Origin of the sequence: Exiguobacterium flavidum (assembly GCF_003344535.1) — a bacterium.
In the GTDB taxonomy this organism is placed as follows: Bacteria; Bacillota; Bacilli; order Exiguobacteriales; family Exiguobacteriaceae; genus Exiguobacterium_A; species Exiguobacterium_A flavidum.
Map to the genome: position 1 here is coordinate 236761 of NZ_QPKS01000003.1, position 22587 is coordinate 259347.

The window sequence follows — 22587 nt, forward strand, 5'->3', positions numbered from 1 at the left end:
CTATCGAGCGCTTTTTTTCGTGCTTGAACGCTCCATCGCAATGTCACCGTAACTTCACTCATGATTTCCCATAAAAAAACTCGCCAATTCTCGTTTTCTGTATGATAGCATGGACACAGAACGAACAAGGTTGCGCATGACCGCTCTTGCTGTTAAGGTGTTAGAAATATGATATGATAAGATGGTTGAAATAAATGGCAAACTAGGGGTGTATGTATGAAAAAGAAATTTTTAGGCGCGGCAGCAGTCGCAAGTGTGTTCACGCTGGCAGCGTGTGGATCGAACGATGAGGCAGTCATCAATTACAAAGGCGGCGAAGTGAACAAGGCTGATATCCAAGCTGAAGCTTACGAGAAGGCCGGGTCACAAATCGCTTTCCAACAAACTATGAACGCGCTTCTCGAGAAGGAATACGGGAAGAAAGTCACTGAAAAGGAAGTCGACGCGGAAGTCAAAAAGACGAAAGAGACTTTCCCTGACGAAGAGCAGTTCAAGCAGACTCTCCAAATGGCTGGCGTGAAGGACGAGAAGGAATTCGAGAAAGTTCTTCGCACTCAGATGCTTTTGACGGAAGCTAAATCTGCAAAATCGAAAGTGACGGACAAAGAGATCGAAGCGCGCTTCGACCAAGAGAAGGTAGAAGTGAAGGCGAGCCACATTCTCGTCGATACTGAAAAAGAAGCGAACGCGATCAAGAAAGAACTCGACGCGGGCGGCGATTTCGCCAAAATCGCGAAAGCAAAATCAAAAGATACAGGCAGTGCTGCTAACGGCGGCGACCTCGGCTATTTCACAAAAGGTAAAATGGTCGAAGAGTTCGAAACTTATTCGTTCAAGGACGGCGTAGAAGGTAAAGTTTCTGATCCGATCAAGACACAATTCGGTTACCACATCATCAAAGTAACGGATCGTAAAGAGAAGGAAAACTTCACGCTCGAAAAAGAGAAGGCACGCATCAAGAAAGAACTTTCTGAAGAGAAATCTTCACAAGTCAATCCGAACGACATCTACCGTTCGTTGATCAAGAAGTACGACGTCGAGATCAAGGAAAAAGATTTCAAAGATGCATTCGACCTCGATAAACAAGAACAACAGCAAATGCAACAACAAATGATGCAACAACAACAATAAGTACGACTAAGGCCGGGAGCGGATGCTCCCGGCCTTTTGCATTTCTTTCATTAATTAAAAGGAGTACTCAGCGGCGCACCGGAGCTCGTTCATACTGCTTCGGCATCGGGACTGCGTCACCGAGCTCAGCAGAAGCATGATAGACCCAATATGGCTGACGAAGCAGTTCGCGCCCGAGCAGGATGATGTCTGCCCGTCCGCTGCGAATGACTTCTTCAGCTAGTGCCGCTGACGTGATCAAACCGACTGCACCCGTCCGGATTCCAGTCTGTCTTAGACGTTCAGCGTACGGTACCTGGTAACCAGGATAGACGGCAGGAACGGCGTCAGCGACGACCGCACCAGAACTGCAGTCGAGCATATCGATTCCCTTGGCGAGAAGCGCTTCGGCGAGTGGGACATAGTCGTCCGGCGTCATTCCGCCCGGTGCATGATCAGCAGCAGAGATGCGGACCCAGATCGGAATATCGACTTCCGTCTTGATCAAATCGATCGTCTCGAGAAGGAATCGCATCCTGTTCTCGATCGCTCCACCGTATTGGTCCGTCCGTTCGTTCGAGAGCGGTGACAGGAACGTATTGATGAGGTAACCATGGGCTCCGTGCAGTTCGATGAAATCGAAACCTGCAGCTTTCGCCCGCTTCGCCCCTTCGACGAACGCCTGTTGCAATTCCTCGATTTCGCTGATCGACAGTGCCGATGGTGATTCGTACTCTGCACTGAACGGAACGGCACTTGGCGCAACGGGCGGTTTCGCCGTCGTGCTCTTACGGCCGGCGTGGGCAAGTTGGATACCCGCCTTCGCTCCCGCCGCCTTCACTTGCTCTGTAATGCGGCGAAGACCGGCGACATGGCCGTCGGACCAAATACCGAGATCCCCGGCTGAGATGCGCCCGTCCGGTACGACTGCTGTCGCCTCGAGAATCACACCACCTACGCCGCCGACCGCCCGGCTCGCATAATGGGTCACATGCCAATCCGTGGCGATTCCGTCTTCTTGCGCGCTATACATACACATCGGCGCCATCACGACACGATTCTTGAACGTCAATTTACCAATTTCGATTGATTCAAACAGCTTCGTCTTCACGCGAAACACCTTCCCTTTCCATGATCGTGAACATCATTAAGTATATGCCAGCACCAAGCACGGCAAGAAATGAAACGACTCCAATCGCAACCGCATTCGACGTGAAGGCGGCAAGTGTCAGGGCGAGCGGTGCGATCATACGGCTGAATGTATAGCGGAGACCCGCCGCAGCATAATACTGACCGCGCTGGTCTTCCGGAGCGATTTGTCCGATGAAGCTGTCCTGCAGACCGACGACCATCAGCTCACCGACCGTAAACAGCAGCATCGCGAAAAAGTAGAGCGGAATGAAGGTCGCAAGACCGAAAATCAATATACCGATCGCATACAACAGCGACGATGCGACGAACACCCATTTCGCGGACAAACGCCCCATCCACCTGGCCATCATGACCGTCATCAGTACGACGAGCAACCCGTTTTCAGCCATCACCATGCCGTATGCCTTGATCCCGTCAATCTCGAGACCGAATATGCTGATCGTTTCTGCTGCTTCGCGCATGTGCAGGGCGATGATCAGGTCAAGCTGCATGAACACCGTCGCGACACAGACCCCTCCAAGCACGAACAGAAGAAATACCCTGTCCTTCAAAATCAAACGATAACTTTTAATCTGATTCAGGAACACCATCGACGCCGTCATCGCCTCGACCGCCTTGTTCGGCACCGTCTCACGCAAATAACGTTGCAAAACGACGGCCAGGAGCAGACTCGCAATACTCGATGCGACCAAGAGCGCGAACCTGTATTCAAAGAACAGCACGCTCCCAAGGACCGGTCCGATGACGACGGCAAGGTTCACCGCAGAGTAAAAGACGGCGAACACCTCAGGACGATCCTTTTCAGGAACGATATCGGCGATCATCGCATGGGACGCCGGCCAATAGATGGAACTGAACACACCGATCATTGTGAAAGCGATGAACGAGAGAACGGCGCTCTCATACCAGACGGAGTTCGCGAAGGCGAACAGGAGGAATCCCCCGACATACCCATACGCAGACAACACCATTACCAGCTTCCGCCCGTAACGGTCCGCGAAATACCCTGCCATCAGGTTGACGACGACGCTCAGCGCCTGCGAGACGATCAGTAACGTCCCAGCCATCACCTTTCCGAGTTCATCGGCCAGATAGATGGCGATGAACGGGAAGAAACACCAATAAAGAATGTTGATCAGAAATTCCCCGCCAAGGCGGATTTTTAAATTACGGTCATATTCCCGGATTCGCACGTTTCATCCCGCCTTCACAGTTTCGGACGGTAGAATGCACGGTTGTCGAGTGCGAACGAACGCTCCGAGAAGCCGCCTGGTTCGACATATTCAAGCAACCGGTCCATCATCGTCATACGGGCATCCAAGTTGTCGATCAGGAACAGCACCTCAGCTTCTCGCATCTGCGGCGCGACGGCCGACCCCCATTCCGGTCGTCCATGGTGACTCAATACGAGATGCTGAAGGACCGTCAGCACTTCCTTATCGGTCTTCAGTTCCGAACCGACCTTCTCTAGTTCTGCTACCATCATCGAGATATGGCCGACGAGTTTGCCGGAGAGCGTATACTCCGGTGTGATCGGATCAGACAGTTCCTTGATCTTCGCATAGTCATGCAAGATGACGCCTGAGACTAACAAATCCCGATTCAATGTCGGATAGAGCGAGGCGATCGAATCCGCAAGCTTCAACATCGAAACGACATGATAGGCGAGTCCTGAATAGAAGGCATGGTGGTTCTTCACTGCGGCAGGATGCGTGAAATACGCATCGAACTCACGGGTCACTAAATGTTTGACGAGTTTCTTCATATCCGGATTCTTGATCGACTCGATGTATGCAAGCACCTCCGTTTCAAGTTCCTCTCGCGGAATCGGTGCGGCTTGAAGATAGTCCTCGACGTTCTTTTCCTCGAGCACGGTGATCTGCTTCAGCTTGAGCTGCGTGCGTCCTCGATAATCCATCACTTCTCCTGCCGCATGCACGATGCTCCGCGGCGCATATTTATCGATGTCGCTCGTATCCCACATTTTCGTCTCGATCTCCCCCGTCTTATCGCTCAAGATGAGCGTCAAGTAAGGCTTCCCGTTCGCCGCGATTCCCTTCACTGCTTGTTTGATCATCACGCGCTGATCGAGCATCTCTCCGATGCTGAGCTGTCCGATACCTTTCATACACAACACTTCCTCTGCTTTATTTTGACGGTCGGCAACGGACCGTACGAGTTCAATACCATTTTTTCGTTCTTTCACTTACACTAATCATGACAGTATCCATTTTACACTACGTTCATGGGAGTACGTTAATAGCAATCAGCGCAGCTGACAAATATGAATGGAAAATTGAAAAATGTACTACTCCCCACGCTGAAACTTGTACGCGGGGGAATCCTCAACCATCCGGTCTGACGAACAGAAATGGATCAGGCTAGTCCGTCTTCTTGACCGTCAGGAGACGACTCGATTCGATCGAACACTTGAACGCCACAGGCAAGGTGCTGAACCGAAAGTTTACAGCAATTGATTCGAAAAATGCTAAAACATACACTGTGTTGGTGTGAGAAAGGGAGCGTAACTGCTAGATAATACGACACAACATATGCAGAATACGGTGCAAAGAGCCGCGAGGCCTGTCGGTTGGGGATACACTCTCGCACGGGCGAGCACGTTCGTATATGTTTTTAGTAGCAGACAGACATTATGGATATGGAGACACGATTCACCTGGAGACGTTACGCCAATATCAATGAGTTCGACCAGTCTCTTTACGAGAACAAGGATCAGGATAACGCAAAGTTCCACTGGTTCAACCTGATTCGGAAACGTCAGACGAACTACACCTACTCGGGACTGAACACGCTGTACGGTTCCTTGATCACATGGCAAAACCCGGCGAACAAAGGGGACCGGGTCGTCATCTACTACTACCTGACACGTTCGGAGCTCATCACGATAGGGTTTCCTGAACACGTGACATCCCTCGTGTCACAGTTCTCACCAACCACGCCGTTCGCCGCCTTCTATGCGATCCTTGCGCTTCAGATGAACACCTACTTCGAAGGGATCGATGATTTCGAGGCGGACTTGCTCGCGAAGCAGGAAGAGTTGCGCGGGCGAATCAGCGAACGTTCACTCGACAGCATCTTCGCGCTCCGAAGCACGATCGAGAACTGGTCGGACATCATCATCCCGTTCCAGGAACTGATCTTTGCCGGTCAGGAGTCATTCATCAGCGAGGAGGACTATCCGGAGAGCGACTCCTTCCGTCTCGCGAAGCATCGTGTCAGACGACTCCTCATGCTGATCGAGCACTATCAGAAAGACATCGAAGTGCTGCTCGACCTCGCGACGACCGTCTCGAACTTCAGAGGAAATGAAATCATGAAGGCACTGACGATTTTCACAGCCGTCGCGACACCGATGATGGCTCTCGGCGCGATCTGGGGGATGAACTTCAAGAACATGCCGGAGCTCGACTGGAAATACGGCTATGCCGCCTCTCTCTCCGTCATCTTCCTGTCGACCGCAGCGATCTTCTGGTGGATGAAGACGAAAGGATGGCTCGGCTCACTTGTCCGGATGCCGAAGGAGAAAAAACATAAAAACTAGAAAAGAGAACATTTGTTCACTATGCTATCAGTATACCTGTTTTTGACGAAAGGAGGCGAAGGCGATTGCGAAAAATCATTCATATCGATATGGACGCATTCTATGCTTCGGTCGAGCAGCGGGATCGTCCCCGTCTCCGCGGTGTCCCGGTCGTCGTCGGCGGACCTCCGCATGCACGGGGCGTGGTCGCCACCTGTTCCTACGAGGCGCGCAAGTATGGCATTCACAGTGCCATGCCTTCACGCCGTGCCTTCCAGCTTTGCCCGCGGGCCGTCTTCATCCGCCCGAGGTTCGACGTCTATCGCGCCGTCAGCAGCCAGATCATGGAGCTGTTCCGGGAGATCACTCCCCTTGTCGAACCGCTCTCACTTGATGAGGCGTATCTCGACGTGACGGAAAATCAACTGAACCTGCCGAGCGCGACTTGGATCGCGGAATATATCCTGTCAGAAATCAAACGCCGTACCGGTCTGACGGCTTCTGCCGGTGTCTCCGACTCGAAGCTCGTCGCAAAAATCGCGTCCGGCTACAAGAAGCCGAACGGTCTGACGGTCGTCCCTCCTGAAGATGTGGTCGCTTTCCTCGCCCCGCTCTCGATCGGCGACCTGCACGGCGTCGGTAAGGTGACACGCGCCTCACTCGAGAAAGCCGGTTTTCTGACGGTCGGTGATCTTCAGGCGGCAGGTGCAGAAGGACTGCGCGGGCTGTTCGGCAGGGAACGCGGGAATGAGCTCCATCAGATGGCGCACGGCATCGATGAACGGCAAGTCCGTCCCCATCGCGAACGGAAGTCGATTGGTTCCGAGACGACATTCCCCGAGGATACCGAGGATATCGACACCATTTTCCAAACACTCATCCTGGAAGCAAAATCCGTCGTCAAAAGCTTGAATGCCAAAAAAATGTCCTGCCGCACCGTGACCGTCAAATGGAAGACGGAGGATTTTCAGTCGAGGTCGAAGCGGATGTCCTTTGCTGACGCGACTTCGGACGAGGAGACGCTGCTCGATTACACGACGAAGCTGTTCAACGACATTGCTCTCGATGCTCCGATCCGCTTGATCGGAATGAGTGTGAGCCATCTCGAGGAGCCGCCATCGGCCCGGCAACTTTCCTGGCAAGATATCGACTCCCCCTTGTAAAGTGAATGACCATTCATTACACTTATGATAACAAAGGGGGAATTGTCATGGAGTATACGATCACAGCATTTTCGGATCGGGGAAAGACACTGCTCGACGAGACGTTTCAGGCTGCGGATGATTCGACCGCACGCGAGGACGGGATCCGTCTGCTGAAGGAACGGGGGCTTGAGCACAATGGCGCCCGCGTCACGCGCGCTGGACAGCTGATTCACTTCGAACGGGCCTACTTGCCGAAAATCGTAGACACCGTCGAGAAATAATACGTATTTCCAGCGGCCGGGCCGAGAAACCGCCGTCTTGGATATCGCAGTGAGGAAATGGTGTTCGTTCCGCATGATTGTCGCGGAAGAATGCCTTTTTCATTGCAGGACGTGCCAAAGAATCGAACTGCCGGGGTTGCATATAATGAAGCAGTGAACGAAGGAGGAGCAGCAAGTGAAGGAAGGACGACTGAACTTCCATCGTGCATTCGGAGTGTATGGCTTGTACGCAGAAGGTGAAAAACTGTTGGTGATTCAAAAGAATGGCGGTCCCTATATCAATCGATATGATCTTCCAGGCGGCAGTCTCGAGGACTATGAAAGCTTGACGGACGCCATGAAACGAGAATTCCTTGAAGAAACAGGTCTGGAGATCGAAATAGTCGAGAAACTCGGTGTGGTCGACTTCATGCTTTCGTCGGACTGGCGAGATGACACTCAAGTTCATCATGTGTGTGTCTATTTCCTGGTGAAGAAAATCGGCGGCCAACTGACGAGACCGGAACAGTTCGAAGGGCAGGATTCCCTCGGGACGGCATGGGTGACGGAAGATGAGGTATCCGTCGAGAACGCCTCGCCGCTCGTACTCAAAGCTTTCGATTGGCTGGGTCGCGGCGAACTCGATGTAGAGGAAGGTCTACTTCAGGATTGGAAGGTGAAACGGTGATTGGTTCCATATATAAGAACTCCTTTGGCCGAAACGAAAAAAACGCTCAGTTCATTGCCCCTGAGCGTTTTTCGTGCCTGATTTACTTGCAGGTGGATCACTGCCAAAGGACGAACGGCTTGCTTCCTTTGCCCGTCGAATGGGATTACTGAACGTCCTCGTCTTCAACCATCGGCGCGTACAGTTCTTCGAGCGGCTTCATGATGATTTTCGTTACTTCCGTCAGCATCATGTGCATCCGCTGCTCTTCTTGCATCAATTGGTTGATGAGCGGATTATTCTGCACTTCCATCATCTTCGTCTGAGCAGAGATCATGTCTTCTTGCGTGATTTCTTCACCCTGCATCTGCTTTTGTTGAAGCTCGAGCTGGACATTGCGGAACGATGCGAACAATTCGTTCGCGCCCGGGTCGGCATTGACTTGCGCATACAAGTCTTTCAGCGTCGTATATTCCGCTGTCTCGCGCAATGCGCGTTCGAGCGTGTAAGCATGGTCATAGAGATTAGTTTGTGTCATTAAAATTCCCTCCAATTAGCTGAGGAGCGCAATGGCTCCTTGTATCAATCCAATTAAACCACCTAGCAGCCCGCCGAGCCAAGTAATTGCTCTGAATTCGCGTCGCGAGATCGAGAGGACGATTTCCTCGAGGTAGGCCGTATCGAGACGACTCACTTCTTCACGGACGATTTTCTCGACGTCGAGCTTTTTCATCACGTCCCCCACTTTTGAGGACAGGCGCTCCGTCAGGATATCAACTGCACCCGGAACGAGTTCCTCGACGATTCGTGTCTCGAAAGAAGACAAGTATGCCGAAAGCGGCCGGTCGAGCAATCCTTCGATGTTCATCCGTTCGATGATTGCCGTCTTGGCGACGCACTTCGCCCGGTCGATCGTCTGCTGATCAACGAGGCGTTCGATCGGCTGCTCAAGCGTCTTGTCGAGTTCTTGCATGATCATCGAACCAAGCAGTTCCTTGGTCGACTCTCCCTGTAATACCCGTTTGATCTCAGGGCGAATCATTTCGACGAGATTGATGTTCGCGAGCAGCATGCCGAACATCCCTCCGCCGAACTTCCCTTGGATAAAGCGGTCCGCCATGTACTGGATCTGAGCCGTCCCTTCCTCGCTTTCGAAATATGCCTCGGCCTTCTCGAGCATAGTCTCGAGGAAGCGCGGTACTGCCTTCCGAATCCTATCCGTGCCTTCCTCGCCGATGACTTCGATCGCCGATTTCCTCACGATTCCGGCAATGAACTGGTCCAGTTCACGATCAAGACGCTCCCCGACGAACCGTCTGATCTTCTCCGCCGGTAGCGGTGCAACCTTCGCAAGGAGTTCTCGCACAGTTACTTCTGAGCGCATCAACCGTCTCGTCTCTTCCTGAGCGAAAATGATCATCGACTCCCGCATGCTCTCTTCCCGCAACCGTTTTCCGATTCCTTCAGGCGTAAGCAAATGCTTGACGACCGTCCGGCCGAGATTCGCGGCTAAGTCATCCCGTCGCTTCGGTATGAGACCAGGCGTGAATGGAATGCGGTACTTGCCGATATACTTCGCTTCGAGCGGACGAAATAACATCTTGATGGCGACATGGTTCGTGACGGTCCCGATCAAAGCACCGATCACGACCATCGAAAGAACTAATAAAAATGAATTCATCTGGTTTTATCTCCCTTTCATATGTACTCGATTATGGTAAAGTCAAAACAGAAACCAATGCAACGAGGTGAACTTATGTTCAAACGAATCATGTCCCTGTTCGGTGAACAAGTGACGACCGACCCTTTCGTCTATTCCGACTCTTCTTATCTAGTATATCAACTTCCTGACGGTCTGCGTTTCGGTTTAAAGGCGGTTTCTCTCAGCAATCGTGAAATCGAGCTGCTCGGTCTGCTCGCTGACCGGGTCGTATTGACGACCTCCCCCCGAATCGCTGCCTGGAAAAGCAAACTCGATCATGAATCTTGCATCGAGGAAAACGGGCATCGTATGACCCACCTGAATTTCACAGGACTCGACTTCACTTCTACAGATGATGTATCGGATGTCCTCGCGTCCTTCTTTCCTGACGAGTCCGTGGTCGTCCCGATGTCCGACAGCCGCTTTACGGTCATCGAGCAAGATATCGCTCATCTCATCCCCTTCGAGGACATCGAGGAGATGATCAGCGCCCTTAAAACGGACTTTTATATGGAAGCTAAGGTGCTTGTCGGCCAAGCAGTCCACAGAGGGGATATCGCAAAGAGATACCGGCTCGAACAACATGCCCTCGACTGCTTAAGAGACGGCGAGACGACCTCTCATCTCACAGCCTATACACGCCTTGCAGTCCAATCGGATACTGCCCGGGACGAGCTTACATCCCTCTATCTCTCTTCTCTCGACGAAGAGGCGAAGAGAATGCTCCATGTCTTTTTCCGTGCCAATCTTAATGCCTCGCTTACCGCGAAACAACTCTTCCTTCACCGGAACAGTCTGCAGTACCGCCTTGACCGGTTGATCGAACAGACGGGTATCGATGTCCGGACTTTCGAGGGTGCTGCCTTCCTCCACCTCCTCCTTTCGGCATGATGCACGAATGCAAACGGTTTCATTCGTGCATCATGCCCATATGCGAATCGATTGGTTTTTTCTATACTATTCATGTAAGCGTTATTATCCAGTACATTCGCGGGAGGAATTCACACTCATGGCAGACATCCGGCTCGAACATATCGATAAAGTATACTCAGGTACAGCGAAAGCGGTTGACGACTTCAACCTTCATATCAAAGATAAGGAATTTATCGTCTTCGTTGGCCCGTCAGGCTGCGGTAAGTCGACGACGCTCCGCATGATCGCAGGTCTCGAGGAGATCTCGAGCGGAGACTTCGTCATCGATGGAAAACGCATGAACGACGTTGCCCCGAAAGACCGCGACATCGCGATGGTCTTCCAAAACTACGCTCTCTATCCGCACATGAATGTCTTCGACAACATGGCATTCGGTCTGAAACTGCGCAAGTTCCCGAAAGAGGAAATCAAGCAGCGTGTCGACAACGCTGCCCGTATTCTCGGTCTCGAGGAATACCTCGAACGCAAACCGAAGGCACTCTCAGGCGGTCAGCGCCAGCGTGTCGCAATCGGTCGCGCCATCGTCCGTGATGCGAAGGTCTTCCTGATGGACGAGCCGCTCTCGAACCTCGACGCGAAACTCCGTGTCCAAATGCGTAAGGAGATCATCCAGCTCCACAAGCGTCTCGAGACGACGACGATCTACGTCACGCACGATCAAACGGAAGCGATGACGCTCGCTACACGTATCGTCATCATGAAAGCTGGTCTCATCCAGCAAGTCGGTACACCAAAAGAAGTATATGACCACCCAGATAACATGTTCGTCGCAGGCTTCATCGGTTCGCCGTCAATGAACTTCGTCAACGGACGTCTCGAAGAGGATGGTTTCTTCCACGTCCTCAGCAGCGAAGAGAAGTTCGAGATTCCTGAAGGCAAGATGAAGGTTCTTCGTGAGCGCGGCTATACCGGCAAGGACCTCGTCCTCGGCATCCGTCCTGAAGACATCCATGCTGAACTCATCTATCAAGATACGAAGACAGCTCACCGTTTCAACTCACATATCGAAGTTTCTGAGTTGATGGGGGCAGAATCGTACCTCTACTCGAAAATCGGTGACCAAGCCTTCACGGCACGTGTCGATTCTCGTTCACATGTCGAGATGGGATCATCAATCGACCTCTTCTTCGATATGACGAAAGCACACTTCTTCGACGCTGCTACGGAAGCTACTATTCGTTAATTCATCAAAAGACTGGCAAGCAGGCGCTTGCCAGTCTTTTAATGTTGACAGAACGTGGCGCAGTTTGTATGATACAGCATGTAGTCTTTTAATTCCCATTCGAAAACTAGGGATTAATGAACATCATCTATCATGAAGGAGTGAGCGCTATGAAACACGGACTGAAGCTAACTGTAGCTGCACTATCGACAGCGGGGGTGTTAGCAGCGTGCGGCGCTTCGAACGAAGAAGCAAGTAAGGAAAAAGTCGTCACGGTCGGTACGGAAGCGACGTACCCGCCATTCACGTATAAAGAAAAAGGCAAACTGACGGGTTACGACATCGAGGTCATGAACGAAGTCGCGAAACGCGCCGGCTATAAGGTCGAGTACAAGGCGATGGATTTCAAAGGTCTCATCCCGGCACTCGATTCGAAGCGGATCGACGTCATCGCGAACCAGATGGGTATCACGCCGGAACGCGAAGAGAAGTACAGCTTCTCTGACCCATATGCCGTATCCGGATCGACGATCATCGTAAACGAGAAGACGACCGATATCGACTCACTCGATGATTTGAAAGGCAAGGTCGTCGGTTCGACACAAGGTTCACTCTACGCGAAAACGGCTGAAGAAGCCGGCGCGAAAGTGAAGTACTACAAAGGCGCGAACCAAGTGCTGCAAGACCTCGAGGCTGACCGCGTCGATGCAGCGTTGAACGATCGCCTGTTCGTCCTGACTGAGCTGAAAAAAGCCGGTTATAAAGTCAAGGCTGTCGGTGAGACGTTCGACAAGAACTCCTCTGGCCTGATGATGGCGAAGAAGAGCCCATATCAGAAAGACTTCAATGAAGCGATCGCAGAGATGAAGGAAGACGGAACACTCGCTGAGATCGGAAAGAAATATTTCAATGAGGACATCAGTAAGTGATGGAGCTCTTTGAAATCGTTCAAGGAAACGCGAGCGTTTACGGAAAGGCGATTGGCATCACACTCCTTGCGAGTGGGCTTGCCATCGTCTTTGCGCTTTTTCTCGGTCTTCTGCTCGCCCTGATGCGCGACAGCCGCTTTTCCGTCTTTAGCGGCTTCGCGAGACTGTACGTCTCCTTCTTCCGCGGCACTCCGCTTCTGCTTCAAATCCTGATTCTCTACAACGGTCTCGTCGTCTTTCAGTTGAGCGGGTTTCAAGCACTCGCGTTCGGCCTTTCACTCCATTTCGCCGCCTACATCTCGGAATCATTCCGGGCGGCGATTTCCTCAGTCGACCGCGGCCAGTGGGAGGCAGCTGAATCACTCGGTATTCCGCGTCGCCGGACGTTCAAGGATATCATCTTGCCGCAGGCACTTTCACGCGCTATCCCGCCATTGTCGAACTCCGTCATCGACATCATCAAGTCGACATCACTTGGTACGGTCATCGCCGTGGAGGAGCTGACTTATGTCTCGGATCAGATTGCCGCTACGACGTATCTCGTCATGCCGCTTCTGTTGTTCTCCGCTCTCGTCTATTGGCTCATCTCTACTGCGATCCAAGGCATGCAGCATCGTCTTGAGGCGCGTTACCGGATTCCGGAATAAAGTATGCCCCGAAATTTCACATATTTCGGGGCATTACTTTTTGAATTTTTGAAGGTTTATGACTAGCCAGCTCGGGAATAAACAAGTATACTAACAATAATCAGAATTATCTGATAACTTAAAAAGGAGCGTGGCCGAGATGAAACAAGTAATTGAAGCTTTCCGTAGACAAGATGCAGAGCAGCGTATTCCCGTGCTACGTCTCGAAATCGATTACGAGCTCAGCACGCTCTACGATGCAATCCAGTCAAGTGATGAGGATATGATTCATGCTTGCAAGGATCGTCTCGACAAGTACCGGCAGGAGATGCTTCGACTCGAAGCGTGACCCTATACATTTCCGACTCGGCCCCCCTCCGAGTCGGAATTTTTTCGTTGTCGGAACGAAACCGGATTCTATTTCGAAGATGGAAGAAAAGACAGGCGGATCCTCCGTTAAGAGTGTCCGCCTGTCTTTTCTTCTGCTTCATGATCATCAATCGACGTCTCGTCCACGCGATGCCTTGAGAATTTCGAACCACTGCTCGCGAGACAACTCGAGCTTCGTCGAACGGACAGCTGACTCGATCCGCTCGATTTTCCCTGAACCGACGATTGGCATGATACGGGCCGGATGTTTGAGAAGCCATGCGTATGCGACTTCGTCGATATCACGCGCGCCGATTTCTTTTCCTACTTCTTCCAGCTTATCCCGAAGCGGAGAAAGCTCCGCGTCTTTGAAGAGAGCACCTCCGGCGAGCGGGCTCCAGGCCATGAGCGGCATCTCGTTCTCGTGACAGAGGTCGACCGAACCATCCTCGAAATGTTTCAGTTCGACCGGTGACAGCTCGAGCTGATTCGTCACGAGCATGAACGGCAGCCTTGATTGAAGCAGGCTTTGTTGCGCCGGCGTATGGTTCGAGACGCCAAACGTCCGAACCTTGCCTGATTCTTTGAGTTCGACGAATGCTTCCGCCACCTCATTTGGATCCATCAGCGGATCTGGACGGTGAATCAACAACGTATCGATGTAGTCTGTGCCGAGCTCTTTGAGCGAACGATCGACGCTCTCAAGGATATGTTCCTTCGATGTATCATAGTAGTTCAGTTTTTGACCGGGATGAAAATCGCCTGTCAGTTTGATTCCAGTCTTCGTGATGATTTGCATCCGTTCACGCAACTCCGGCTTTAGCGCGAGTGCCTCACCGAACAGTCCTTCGCATGTGTATCCCCCATAGATGTCTGCATGGTCGAACGTCGTGATGCCGAGTTCCAAGCATTGTTCGATCAGGTCAAGCCGTTCAGCAGGCGTCAGTTCCCATTCACCGAGCCGCCACAGCCCGTGGATGATGCGGGAAAAAGATAGGTCTTCCGTCAGTTGAATTCGTTCCATTCAAATCGCCCCGTTTCTAAAATATCTACTACCTTACTTTAGCTTATTCACTTCGAATACGCACCAGATTCCCCTTGCATAGCAAAAAGAGGTTGGCTCAAAAGCGATCACGATTCCTTCATACGCTATTCCCACATGCGTCGAATGAAGCGAGCAATATCGTCTGGACGAGAATACGGGAGCGGATTTGAAGTCCGCCCCCGTATCTCGTGTACAAATCGGCTTTTGAGTCACCCTCTTGCACGATTACTGGATTTGTTCGACTGCTTTCATCACTTCGTCCTCAATCGCTTGACGTTTCGTCGTCGTCGCCTTCGCGTCATTCGACGTGACACTGAAATAGAATTTGATTTTCGGTTCAGTACCGGACGGGCGGAGGCAGAACCAAGAGCCGTCATCAAGCGTGAACTTCAGGACGTTTGATTTCGGCAAATCGATCGGTGACGGCTTGTGATTGACGAGATCATGCGAAATGCTCGCACTATAATCCTCAAACAAAACAATCCGTTCCCCGGCGACTTCCGTCGGCGGATGCTCCCGGAACGCATCCATGATCCGGCCGATCTGTTCGACCCCATCCTTTCCTTTCAGCGTCAGTGAACGAAGAGACTCCTCATAGTGACCGAATCGTTCGTAGACGAGTTCGAGCGCCTCATAGAGGGTACGCCCTTCCTTCTTATGATAAGCAGCCATCTCGGCAGCAAGGAGGCACGCCTGCACCGCATCCTTGTCCCGGCAGAAGTCGCCAATCAGATAGCCGTAGCTCTCCTCATATCCGAAGATGTACTTGTACTCGCCGCTCTCTTCATACTCCTTGATCTTCTCCCCGATGAACTTGAAGCCTGTCAATGTATTCTCTACATGCATGCCGTAATGACGTGCAATGACGGCACCGAGTTCCGAAGTGACGATCGTCTTTGCGACGAAACCATTCTCAGGCAACGTCCCCTGTGCAGCGCGTTGTGAGAGGATGTAGTCGAGGAGCAGGGCACCGGTCTGATTCCCAGTCAGGACGACCCATTCGCCAGAAGCATCCCGCGTTGCGACACCGACGCGGTCCGCATCAGGATCGGTCGCAATCAGGATATCCGCGCCTTCACGGTCTCCGTATTCGATCGCGAGCTTGAAGGCCGCATGTTCTTCCGGGTTAGGGGAAGAAACCGTCGGGAATCCGCCATCCGGCTGCTCCTGCTCTTTGACGACAGTCACATGTTCGAAGCCGTAATTCTTCAACCCTTCGGTCACAGGAACGAGTCCTGTCCCGTGAAGCGGTGTGAAGATGATTTTGAGCGGATCTTTCAGTTCGTCCTGGATGTTCGGCAAGACACGGATCGTCAAGAGCTTCTCTTGGTAAGCACGATCGATCTCCTCACCGACCCGGACGATCATGCCGCTCGCACGCAGCGTCTCTTCTGCATCGAGTTTGATCGAGAGTTCGTCCTCTACCTTCGCGACGTAAGATACGAGGTCGTCGGCTTCCTTCGGTGGAAGCTGTCCGCCATCCTCACCGTATACTTTATAACCATTATATTCAGGCGGATTATGACTCGCAGTGACGACGATTCCTCCATAAGCTTTCAGGTAACGGACGGCAAATGACAATTCCGGTGTCGGGCGCAGCCCGTCGAATAGATAAGCCTTGATACCGTTCGTGGCGAGCGTCTTAGCTGCTTCGAGAGCGAACTCTGGTGAGAAATGACGGGAGTCGTGTGCGATGACGACCCCGCGCGACATTGCCTCCTCTCCAGCCGCCTTGATGAAGTCGGCGAAGCCTTGTGATGCTTTCCGGACCGTGTAGACGTTCATCCGGTTCGTCCCGGCGCCTATTTCCCCACGCATGCCGCCTGTACCGAATTCGAGTTCCTTATAGAAGGCTTCTTCGGCTGCCTTTTCATCCTGAGCCAGTGCTGCCATCTCTTCTTTCAATTGTGGATCGAGGTTTGCTTCGTTCCATTTTTCGAATGTAGTTTTCCATGCCATAAAAGACCACTCCCTGTTCAATATCATTGTCCTGCTTGCGTAGCAGCGATAGCTTTCTTATCATTATCCTTAAGAAAGGACTGAGGTGATTTAATGTTTCCCACGATCCAAATGACCGATTTGATGCAGCTCGTCCATGTCGACGAACTGCGATGGATTGACTGCCGTTCTGATTTGAAAGACCCTTCTTATGGTCAGGCTGCCTACCTTGCATCCCATGTTCCCGGCGCCGTACGCCTCGACCTCGCAGAAGACCTCTCCGGTCCGACTAGTCCCCGCGGAGGACGTCATCCCCTTCCCTTGAAGGAGGAGTGGCTAAGAACAGTCCAGAGATGCGGAATCCATCCTGAAGACTTCATCGTCATCTATGATGACGACTTCACGTTCGCTCCGCGGGCATGGTGGCTCTTCAAATGGATCGGACATGAGCGGGTCGTCGTACTCGAAGGCGGCTTTTCCGCCTATCAGCAGTTCGACCTGCCTGTAACGGAAGTCATTCCGTCCTATCCACGCTCCAATTACAAGGACGATTATCAGGACCAGATGATTGCGACGGTCTCGGACGTTGCTTCCGTACGAGAATCAGGTAACCTGTTAGTCGATTCCCGTGATGCCGACCGATACGCTGGAAAAAACGAGACGATCGATTCGATTGCAGGGCACATACCAGGAGCAGTCAACTGTCCTTTCAAGAATGCCATCTCACCAGACGGGCGACTGAAGGACGCGGATGACTTGAAGGAGATGTACGCCGGAATACTGGACGCCGCTTCACCTATCCTTTACTGTGGCAGCGGTGTGACCGCTTGCGTCAACATCCTTGCTCTTCACTCGCTCGGAAAGACGGACGTTCGCCTCTATCCGGGATCCTACAGTGAATGGATCACCTCCCCGGAACATTCCGTGGAGTGACTCCTGTTTTAGAAGCAGGCTGCAGACTTCGTCTGCAGCCTTTTTCCATTCCAATCAGACTTGGACCGGTTTGATGTTCCAGATTGCGTTCGCGTACTCCTTGATCGTCCGGTCACTCGAGAATACTCCAGACTTCCCGATGTTGCAGATGACCATCTCATACCACAGTTCCGGATTACGGTACACCCGGTCGATTCGTTCCTGTGCCTGCTGATAGGACATGAAGTCCTTCAGGATGAGAAACTCATCGTTGTAGGTCAGGAGGGAATCGTAGATCATCCGGAACTCGCCTACTCCGAACAAACTGCCGTCGACAAGGCTATCGATGAGCCGTCTCAGCTCGGGTTGTGAACTATATTGGTCATACGCACTATACCCGCCATATTTTTTATAGTTCATCACTTCCTGCGGCGTCAGACCGAAGATGAAGATGTTCTTGTCCTCGACCTCGTCCCTGATTTCGATGTTCGCTCCATCAAGCGTCCCAATCGTAAGCGCACCGTTCATCATGAACTTCATATTCCCTGTTCCGGACGCTTCATAACTCGCCGTAGAAATCTGTTCGCTGACATCGCTTGCCGGGAATATCTTCTCAGCGAGCGACACGCGATAGTTTTCAAGGAAGACGATCTTGATGAACTTGTTTACGTCTGGGTCATTGTTGATGAGGGTCGCAAGCGCATTCAGGTAGCGGATGACTTCCTTCGCGTAATGATATCCCGGTGCCGCCTTCGCACCGAAGATGAACGTACGCGGCACCATCTTGAACGACTTATCCTCTTTCAGTCTGTAGTACAAGGAATGGATGTGCAGCGCGTTCAGCAATTGTCGCTTATAGGCATGGAGACGTTTGACCTGCACATCGAAGATCGAGTCCGGATCGACTTCGATTCCGTTCTCTTCCTTGATCAATTCAGCGAGCCGCAATTTGTTCTCCCGCTTGATGGATGCCATATCCTGTTGCAATTGACGGTCCTTCGCAAGCTTCACTAGTTTCTGCAAGTCGGAAGGATGCTGCTTCCAACTCTCACCAATCGCCTCGCTGATCCGTTCGGACAGCAACGGGTTCGACAGCATCAACCAGCGCCGGTGTGTGATGCCGTTCGTCTTATTATTGAAACGAAGCGGGAACATTTCATAAAAGTAGCGCATCTCCCGTTGCTTCAATATTTCAGTATGGATTTGGGCGACGCCGTTCGTCGAATGTGTACCGACGACGGCCAGATTCGCCATGTTGATCATCCCGTCCGAGATGATGGCGATGTCGCGCATATGTTTTTCGAGGTGCGGATAGTTCTCTAGAACATCCTTACAGAAACGGCGGTTGATTTCTTCGACGATCATATAGATCCGGGGAAGCAACGAACGGAACATATCGACCGGCCAGCGTTCGAGCGCTTCGGCAAGCAACGTATGGTTCGTAAACGACATGACGCTCTTCGTCACGCGCCATGCCTCTTCCCACTCGAACCCCTCCTCGTCAATCAGGATGCGCATCAGCTCAGGAATCGAGACGACCGGATGCGTATCGTTGATATGGATGGCGATGATGTTGCCGAGATGCTTCAGGGAAGCGTTCCGCTTCTTGTGCGATTGCAAAATACTCTTCAAACCGGCCGAGACGAAAAAGTACTGTTGTTTCAAACGAAGCACTTTTCCTTCGTAGGTCGTGTCGTCCGGGTAGAGGAACTCGGATATCGTCTGGATCGATTGCTTATGTGCAAGGAGATCCTTGTAGTTTCCTTTGTTCCGGTCGAGGAACTCGTCGTCATCAAAAGGCGATTCTGCGCTCCACAATCTGAGATTGTTGACGACGCCGTTCTGATAGCCGACGATCGGCATGTCATACGGGACGGCACGGACGATTTCTGCCGGTTCGTGATGGATTCGGTAGCCTTCACCATGTTGCTCGAGCCAGACATGCCCGCCGAACGGGACGTCTACCGCTTTATCGGCACGTCTGACTTCCCACATGTTTCCGTTCTTCAGCCAATTATCCGGGACCTCGACCTGATACCCATCAACGATTTTCTGCTTGAACAGACCGAACTGGTAGCGAATGCCGTTCCCATGCCCTGGCAACCCGAGCGCTGCGAGCGAATCGAGGAAGCAGGCAGCAAGGCGTCCGAGCCCCCCGTTCCCAAGTCCGGGTTCCGGCTCTTCTTCTGCCAAGTCGGCCAACTCGTGCCCAAGCTCGCGGAGGGACTCCTGCACGAGCCCGAGCACATCGAGGCTGAGCAGGTTGTTGTAGAGGAAGCGGCCGAGCAGGAACTCGAGCGAGAAGTAATAGACTTGTTTGCTTCGCTTATGGACATAAGTCTCTCTCGTGTGCATCCAGTCGGAAGTGACATGTTCCCGAATCATCGAGGCGAGTGTCTGATAGACATCGTTCTCTGTAGCCTCTCCGATTCCTTTGCCGTGCATGGTGACGAAACGGTCGTTAAAGGTCTTCTTGAACTGCTCTTTGTCTTTGAACATCGCCAAACCCTCTCCCTTTTGTCCATCTCTCTACTTATTTGAACATATGGTAAAGCGCTAAGTACTCATCTGCGGAACGGATCCAGCTGAAGTCCTCCTTCATCGCCGTCTCGACGAGATGATCCCAAACCGGCTGGTCGTGATACGTGTGGATCGCCCGTTCGATCGCATGCAAGAATTCATGGGCATTATAGTTCGAGAACGAAAAACCGTTCCCTTCCAAAGTGAACTGGTTGAAAGGCTTCACCGTGTCACGCAGTCCCCCTGTTTCACGAACGATCGGCAACGTGCCGTACCGCATCGAAATCAACTGGCTCAATCCGCACGGCTCGAAACGAGAAGGCATCAGGAAGCCGTCACAGCCCGCATAGATGCGTTGAGCGAGACCCGGGTCGAATCCGATATAGGACGCGAACTTATCCGGCCGGACCGTGTTCGCGTGATGGAAGAGCCCCTCATATTCTGCTTCTCCCGTACCGAGGATGATGAACTGCGCATCGAGCTCGAACAGTTCCGGCAGAATATGTGCGAGCAGGTCGATTCCCTTCTGGTCGACCAGACGTGAGACGAATCCGAAAAGCAGGACTTCAGGACGGACCGGAAGACCCAGCTCTTCCTGCAGAGCAGCTTTGTTCTCAGCTTTGCCATCCTTGAAATCCTTCACGCCGTAGTTGCGCACGAGATGGGGATCGATGTCCGGGCTGAAATGACGGTAGTCGATTCCGTTCAAAATGCCGCGGACGTCTACCGCACGATGCCTGATCACCGGTTCGAGCGTCTCGCCGTAATACGGGTCCATGATTTCATCACGGTAGGACGGACTGACCGTCGTGATCTGATCCGAGTGGACGAGACCGGCTTTCATGTAATTGACGAAACCGTTATGGGCGATTCCATCTATCGTGAAATGCTCATGACCTAGTCCGAGGACATCGCCGAGCACCTCTTCCGGAAATACACCTTGATACTGGAGATTATGGATGGTAAACACGGTCCGTATGTCCTGATAACGCGGCAGATGCCGGTAATGGATTCGGAGGAATGCAGGCAAGACCCCGGTCTGCCAGTCATGGCAGTGAATGACGTCTGGCGTGTCTTCCGCCTTGAGGTGTTGAATCATCTCGAGCACGGCACGCGAGAAGTACGAGAATCGCTCCGCGTCATCGTAGTGACCATAAAGGACACCATCACGTTTGAAGTAGTATTCGTTATCGATGAAGTAGAAGGTGACGCCCTGACGCTTCAGACGGAGTACCGCTCCAAATTGCTGACGCCAGCCGACCGGCACGATGAAATCGAACAGGAACTCCATCTCGTCCTTGTACTCCTGTTTGACCTGACTGTAATTAGGCAAAACGACCGATACTTCGGCACCTTCCTCAGCAAGCGCCAAAGGGAGCGAGCCGACGACGTCGGCAAGCCCCCCGGTCTTGATGAATGGTGTCGCTTCCGTTGCAGCAAACCATATCTTCATAATTGTGTCTCCTTTAGACGATTGTTTTTTTCTTGATGACGACCGGTTCTTCGGCGGTACCGCGAATCACTTGCCCCTTCTTCACGGTCACTTCCTTATCAAGGATGGCGTACTCGACGACCGCCCCCTCCTCGATGACCGACTTCTGCATGATGATCGAACTCTTGATCCGGGCATGCTTGCCGACCTTGACTCCCCGGAAGAGGATGCTGTCCTTCGCGACCCCTTCAAGTTTACAGCCATTCGCGACGAGCGAGTTGTTGATCTTCGATCCGGGAAGATAACGCGTCGGCGGCTCATGCTTGATTTTCGTATAGACGTGCTGGAAGTCGTTGATCGCTCCCCAGTCCTCGAGAAGCAACATGCTTTCGCGATAGTAGGAACGCAGAGAGTGAATGACTTGTGCCGTTCCTTTGTACTCGTATCCGTGGACGTGGAGGCGATTCAGCTGCGAACGAAGGATGCTTTGGAGCATGTCGTATTCACCGCGGGCAATCGCTTCATCGACGAGTCGGACGAACAAGTTTTTCGAAAGGACGACCGTCTCCATGTAGAACGTTTCGTCAGATGGCTCGAAACCGCGTGAACCGATTGCCGTCACACGGCTCTTTTCACTGAAACGGACCGGGCGGCAATATTTGCATGAAAGTTCGCGTTTCGTATAGACGACCGTGATGTCAGCGTTCGATTCCTTATGTTCACGAAGGACATCGCGGTAGTCGACTGCCGCTAGAATGTTCGACCCTGAGATCAGGACATAGTTTTCCTTGCTCCGAAGGAAAAAATCACGGTGGAGATGGAAGTTCGCTAGATCGCCTTGGTAGCCGTGTGAATCGGCTGAGAGCGCCGGAGGGAAGATGTAGAGCCCGCCGTTCGAGCGATCGAGATCCCACTCCTTGCCTGACCCGAGATGATCGAGCAATGCCCGGTAATTGTCGAGTGTGAAGATGCCTACGTTCGCGACATCGTTTTGCACCATGTTCGTCAGCGTGAAATCGATCAGACGATATCGTCCTGCGAATGGGACAGCCGCTAAATTACGATGTTCCGTCAACTCCTTGAAGAAGCCTGCTTCTCCGCTTAGATTGATGACTCCTAATAAATCCGTCTTCATAGCTTCATC

At 52.2% G+C, this 22587-nt stretch carries 21 protein-coding genes; 11 read left to right on the forward strand and 10 right to left on the reverse strand.

What is annotated here, in order from left to right; all coding sequences use genetic code 11:
- The first annotated feature begins 216 nt into the window (after positions 1-216).
- Entirely contained in the window at positions 217-1131 is a 915-nt protein-coding gene (locus DFG60_RS04450; protein ID WP_114570532.1) for a peptidylprolyl isomerase, read from the forward strand.
- A gap of 67 nt (positions 1132-1198) precedes the next feature.
- On the opposite strand, the gene namA is transcribed toward DFG60_RS04450, so the two are convergent.
- The 3 genes from namA to DFG60_RS04465 are packed head-to-tail and all read right to left on the reverse strand — an operon-like array spanning position 1199 to position 4390.
- The gene (gene namA / locus DFG60_RS04455) at positions 1199-2221 is read right to left on the reverse strand and encodes an NADPH dehydrogenase NamA (protein WP_114570533.1); all 1023 of its coding nucleotides are present in this window, start codon (positions 2219-2221) and stop codon (positions 1199-1201) included.
- Positions 2202-3455 (reverse strand): MDR family MFS transporter, encoded by a 1254-nt coding sequence (locus tag DFG60_RS04460; protein WP_114570534.1) that lies wholly within the window; start codon positions 3453-3455, stop codon positions 2202-2204. Before DFG60_RS04460 ends, namA begins: the two co-directional genes overlap by 20 nt.
- 14 nt (positions 3456-3469) lie before the next feature.
- The gene (locus tag DFG60_RS04465; protein WP_114570535.1) at positions 3470-4390 is read right to left on the reverse strand and encodes an HD domain-containing protein; all 921 of its coding nucleotides are present in this window, start codon (positions 4388-4390) and stop codon (positions 3470-3472) included.
- A gap of 525 nt (positions 4391-4915) precedes the next feature.
- Here DFG60_RS04465 and DFG60_RS04470 point away from each other — a divergent pair.
- From DFG60_RS04470 to DFG60_RS04485, 4 genes are all read left to right on the forward strand, one after another.
- Complete coding sequence (locus DFG60_RS04470; protein WP_114570536.1) at positions 4916-5824, forward strand: magnesium transporter CorA family protein; 909 nt, start codon at positions 4916-4918, stop codon at positions 5822-5824.
- A 65-nt stretch (positions 5825-5889) separates the two neighbouring features.
- Positions 5890-6966, forward strand: coding sequence for a DNA polymerase IV (gene dinB / locus DFG60_RS04475; protein ID WP_232818621.1), 1077 nt, complete (start codon positions 5890-5892; stop codon positions 6964-6966).
- A 47-nt stretch (positions 6967-7013) separates the two neighbouring features.
- Positions 7014-7229, forward strand: a complete 216-nt coding sequence (locus DFG60_RS04480) for a YhzD family protein (RefSeq protein WP_114570537.1) — start codon at positions 7014-7016, stop codon at positions 7227-7229.
- Positions 7230-7404: 175 nt separating this feature from the next.
- Positions 7405-7896, forward strand: a complete 492-nt coding sequence (locus tag DFG60_RS04485) for an NUDIX hydrolase (RefSeq protein ID WP_232818622.1) — start codon at positions 7405-7407, stop codon at positions 7894-7896.
- Between the two features lie 145 nt (positions 7897-8041).
- On the opposite strand, the gene DFG60_RS04490 is transcribed toward DFG60_RS04485, so the two are convergent.
- Together DFG60_RS04490 and DFG60_RS04495 are read right to left on the reverse strand one after the other, a co-directional pair.
- The gene (locus DFG60_RS04490) at positions 8042-8413 is read right to left on the reverse strand and encodes a YlbF family regulator (protein ID WP_114570538.1); all 372 of its coding nucleotides are present in this window, start codon (positions 8411-8413) and stop codon (positions 8042-8044) included.
- Positions 8414-8428: 15 nt separating this feature from the next.
- Positions 8429-9556 carry a DUF445 domain-containing protein gene (locus DFG60_RS04495; protein WP_114570539.1) on the reverse strand — a complete coding sequence of 376 codons (1128 nt, stop codon included), beginning with the start codon at positions 9554-9556 and terminating at the stop codon, positions 8429-8431.
- Positions 9557-9631: 75 nt separating this feature from the next.
- Between DFG60_RS04495 and DFG60_RS04500 the strand changes: the two genes are divergently transcribed.
- The 5 genes from DFG60_RS04500 (at position 9632) to DFG60_RS04520 (ending at position 13576) form a co-directional block, all read left to right on the forward strand.
- Entirely contained in the window at positions 9632-10468 is an 837-nt protein-coding gene (locus DFG60_RS04500; protein WP_157964479.1) for a PucR family transcriptional regulator, read from the forward strand.
- A 118-nt stretch (positions 10469-10586) separates the two neighbouring features.
- On the forward strand, positions 10587-11693 hold the full coding sequence (locus DFG60_RS04505) for an ABC transporter ATP-binding protein (protein WP_114570541.1): 1107 nt from the start codon (positions 10587-10589) through the stop codon (positions 11691-11693).
- Positions 11694-11842: 149 nt separating this feature from the next.
- On the forward strand, positions 11843-12601 hold the full coding sequence (locus DFG60_RS04510; protein WP_114570542.1) for a transporter substrate-binding domain-containing protein: 759 nt from the start codon (positions 11843-11845) through the stop codon (positions 12599-12601).
- Positions 12601-13248 (forward strand): amino acid ABC transporter permease, encoded by a 648-nt coding sequence (locus DFG60_RS04515; protein WP_114570543.1) that lies wholly within the window; start codon positions 12601-12603, stop codon positions 13246-13248. Before DFG60_RS04510 ends, DFG60_RS04515 begins: the two co-directional genes overlap by 1 nt.
- Positions 13249-13387: 139 nt before the next feature.
- On the forward strand, positions 13388-13576 hold the full coding sequence (locus DFG60_RS04520) for a hypothetical protein (RefSeq protein ID WP_114570544.1): 189 nt from the start codon (positions 13388-13390) through the stop codon (positions 13574-13576).
- Positions 13577-13723: 147 nt separating this feature from the next.
- On the opposite strand, the gene DFG60_RS04525 is transcribed toward DFG60_RS04520, so the two are convergent.
- Together DFG60_RS04525 and DFG60_RS04530 are read right to left on the reverse strand one after the other, a co-directional pair.
- Positions 13724-14620: an aldo/keto reductase gene (locus tag DFG60_RS04525; RefSeq protein WP_114570545.1), complete on the reverse strand. Its 897-nt coding sequence runs from the start codon at positions 14618-14620 to the stop codon at positions 13724-13726.
- A 246-nt stretch (positions 14621-14866) separates the two neighbouring features.
- Positions 14867-16600, reverse strand: coding sequence for a phospho-sugar mutase (locus DFG60_RS04530; protein WP_114570546.1), 1734 nt, complete (start codon positions 16598-16600; stop codon positions 14867-14869).
- Between the two features lie 93 nt (positions 16601-16693).
- On the opposite strand from DFG60_RS04530, the gene DFG60_RS04535 reads away from it, so the two are divergent.
- Positions 16694-17512 (forward strand): sulfurtransferase, encoded by an 819-nt coding sequence (locus tag DFG60_RS04535; protein WP_114570547.1) that lies wholly within the window; start codon positions 16694-16696, stop codon positions 17510-17512.
- 54 nt (positions 17513-17566) lie between these two features.
- On the opposite strand, the gene DFG60_RS04540 is transcribed toward DFG60_RS04535, so the two are convergent.
- The 3 genes from DFG60_RS04540 to glgD are packed head-to-tail and all read right to left on the reverse strand — an operon-like array spanning position 17567 to position 22578.
- Positions 17567-19990: a glycogen/starch/alpha-glucan phosphorylase gene (locus tag DFG60_RS04540; protein ID WP_114570548.1), complete on the reverse strand. Its 2424-nt coding sequence runs from the start codon at positions 19988-19990 to the stop codon at positions 17567-17569.
- A 34-nt stretch (positions 19991-20024) separates the two neighbouring features.
- A complete protein-coding gene (gene glgA, locus DFG60_RS04545; protein WP_114570549.1) occupies positions 20025-21464 on the reverse strand; it encodes a glycogen synthase GlgA in 1440 nt (479 codons plus the stop codon).
- Positions 21465-21477: 13 nt separating this feature from the next.
- Entirely contained in the window at positions 21478-22578 is a 1101-nt protein-coding gene (gene glgD / locus DFG60_RS04550) for a glucose-1-phosphate adenylyltransferase subunit GlgD (protein ID WP_114570550.1), read from the reverse strand.
- Positions 22579-22587 lie beyond the last annotated feature (9 nt).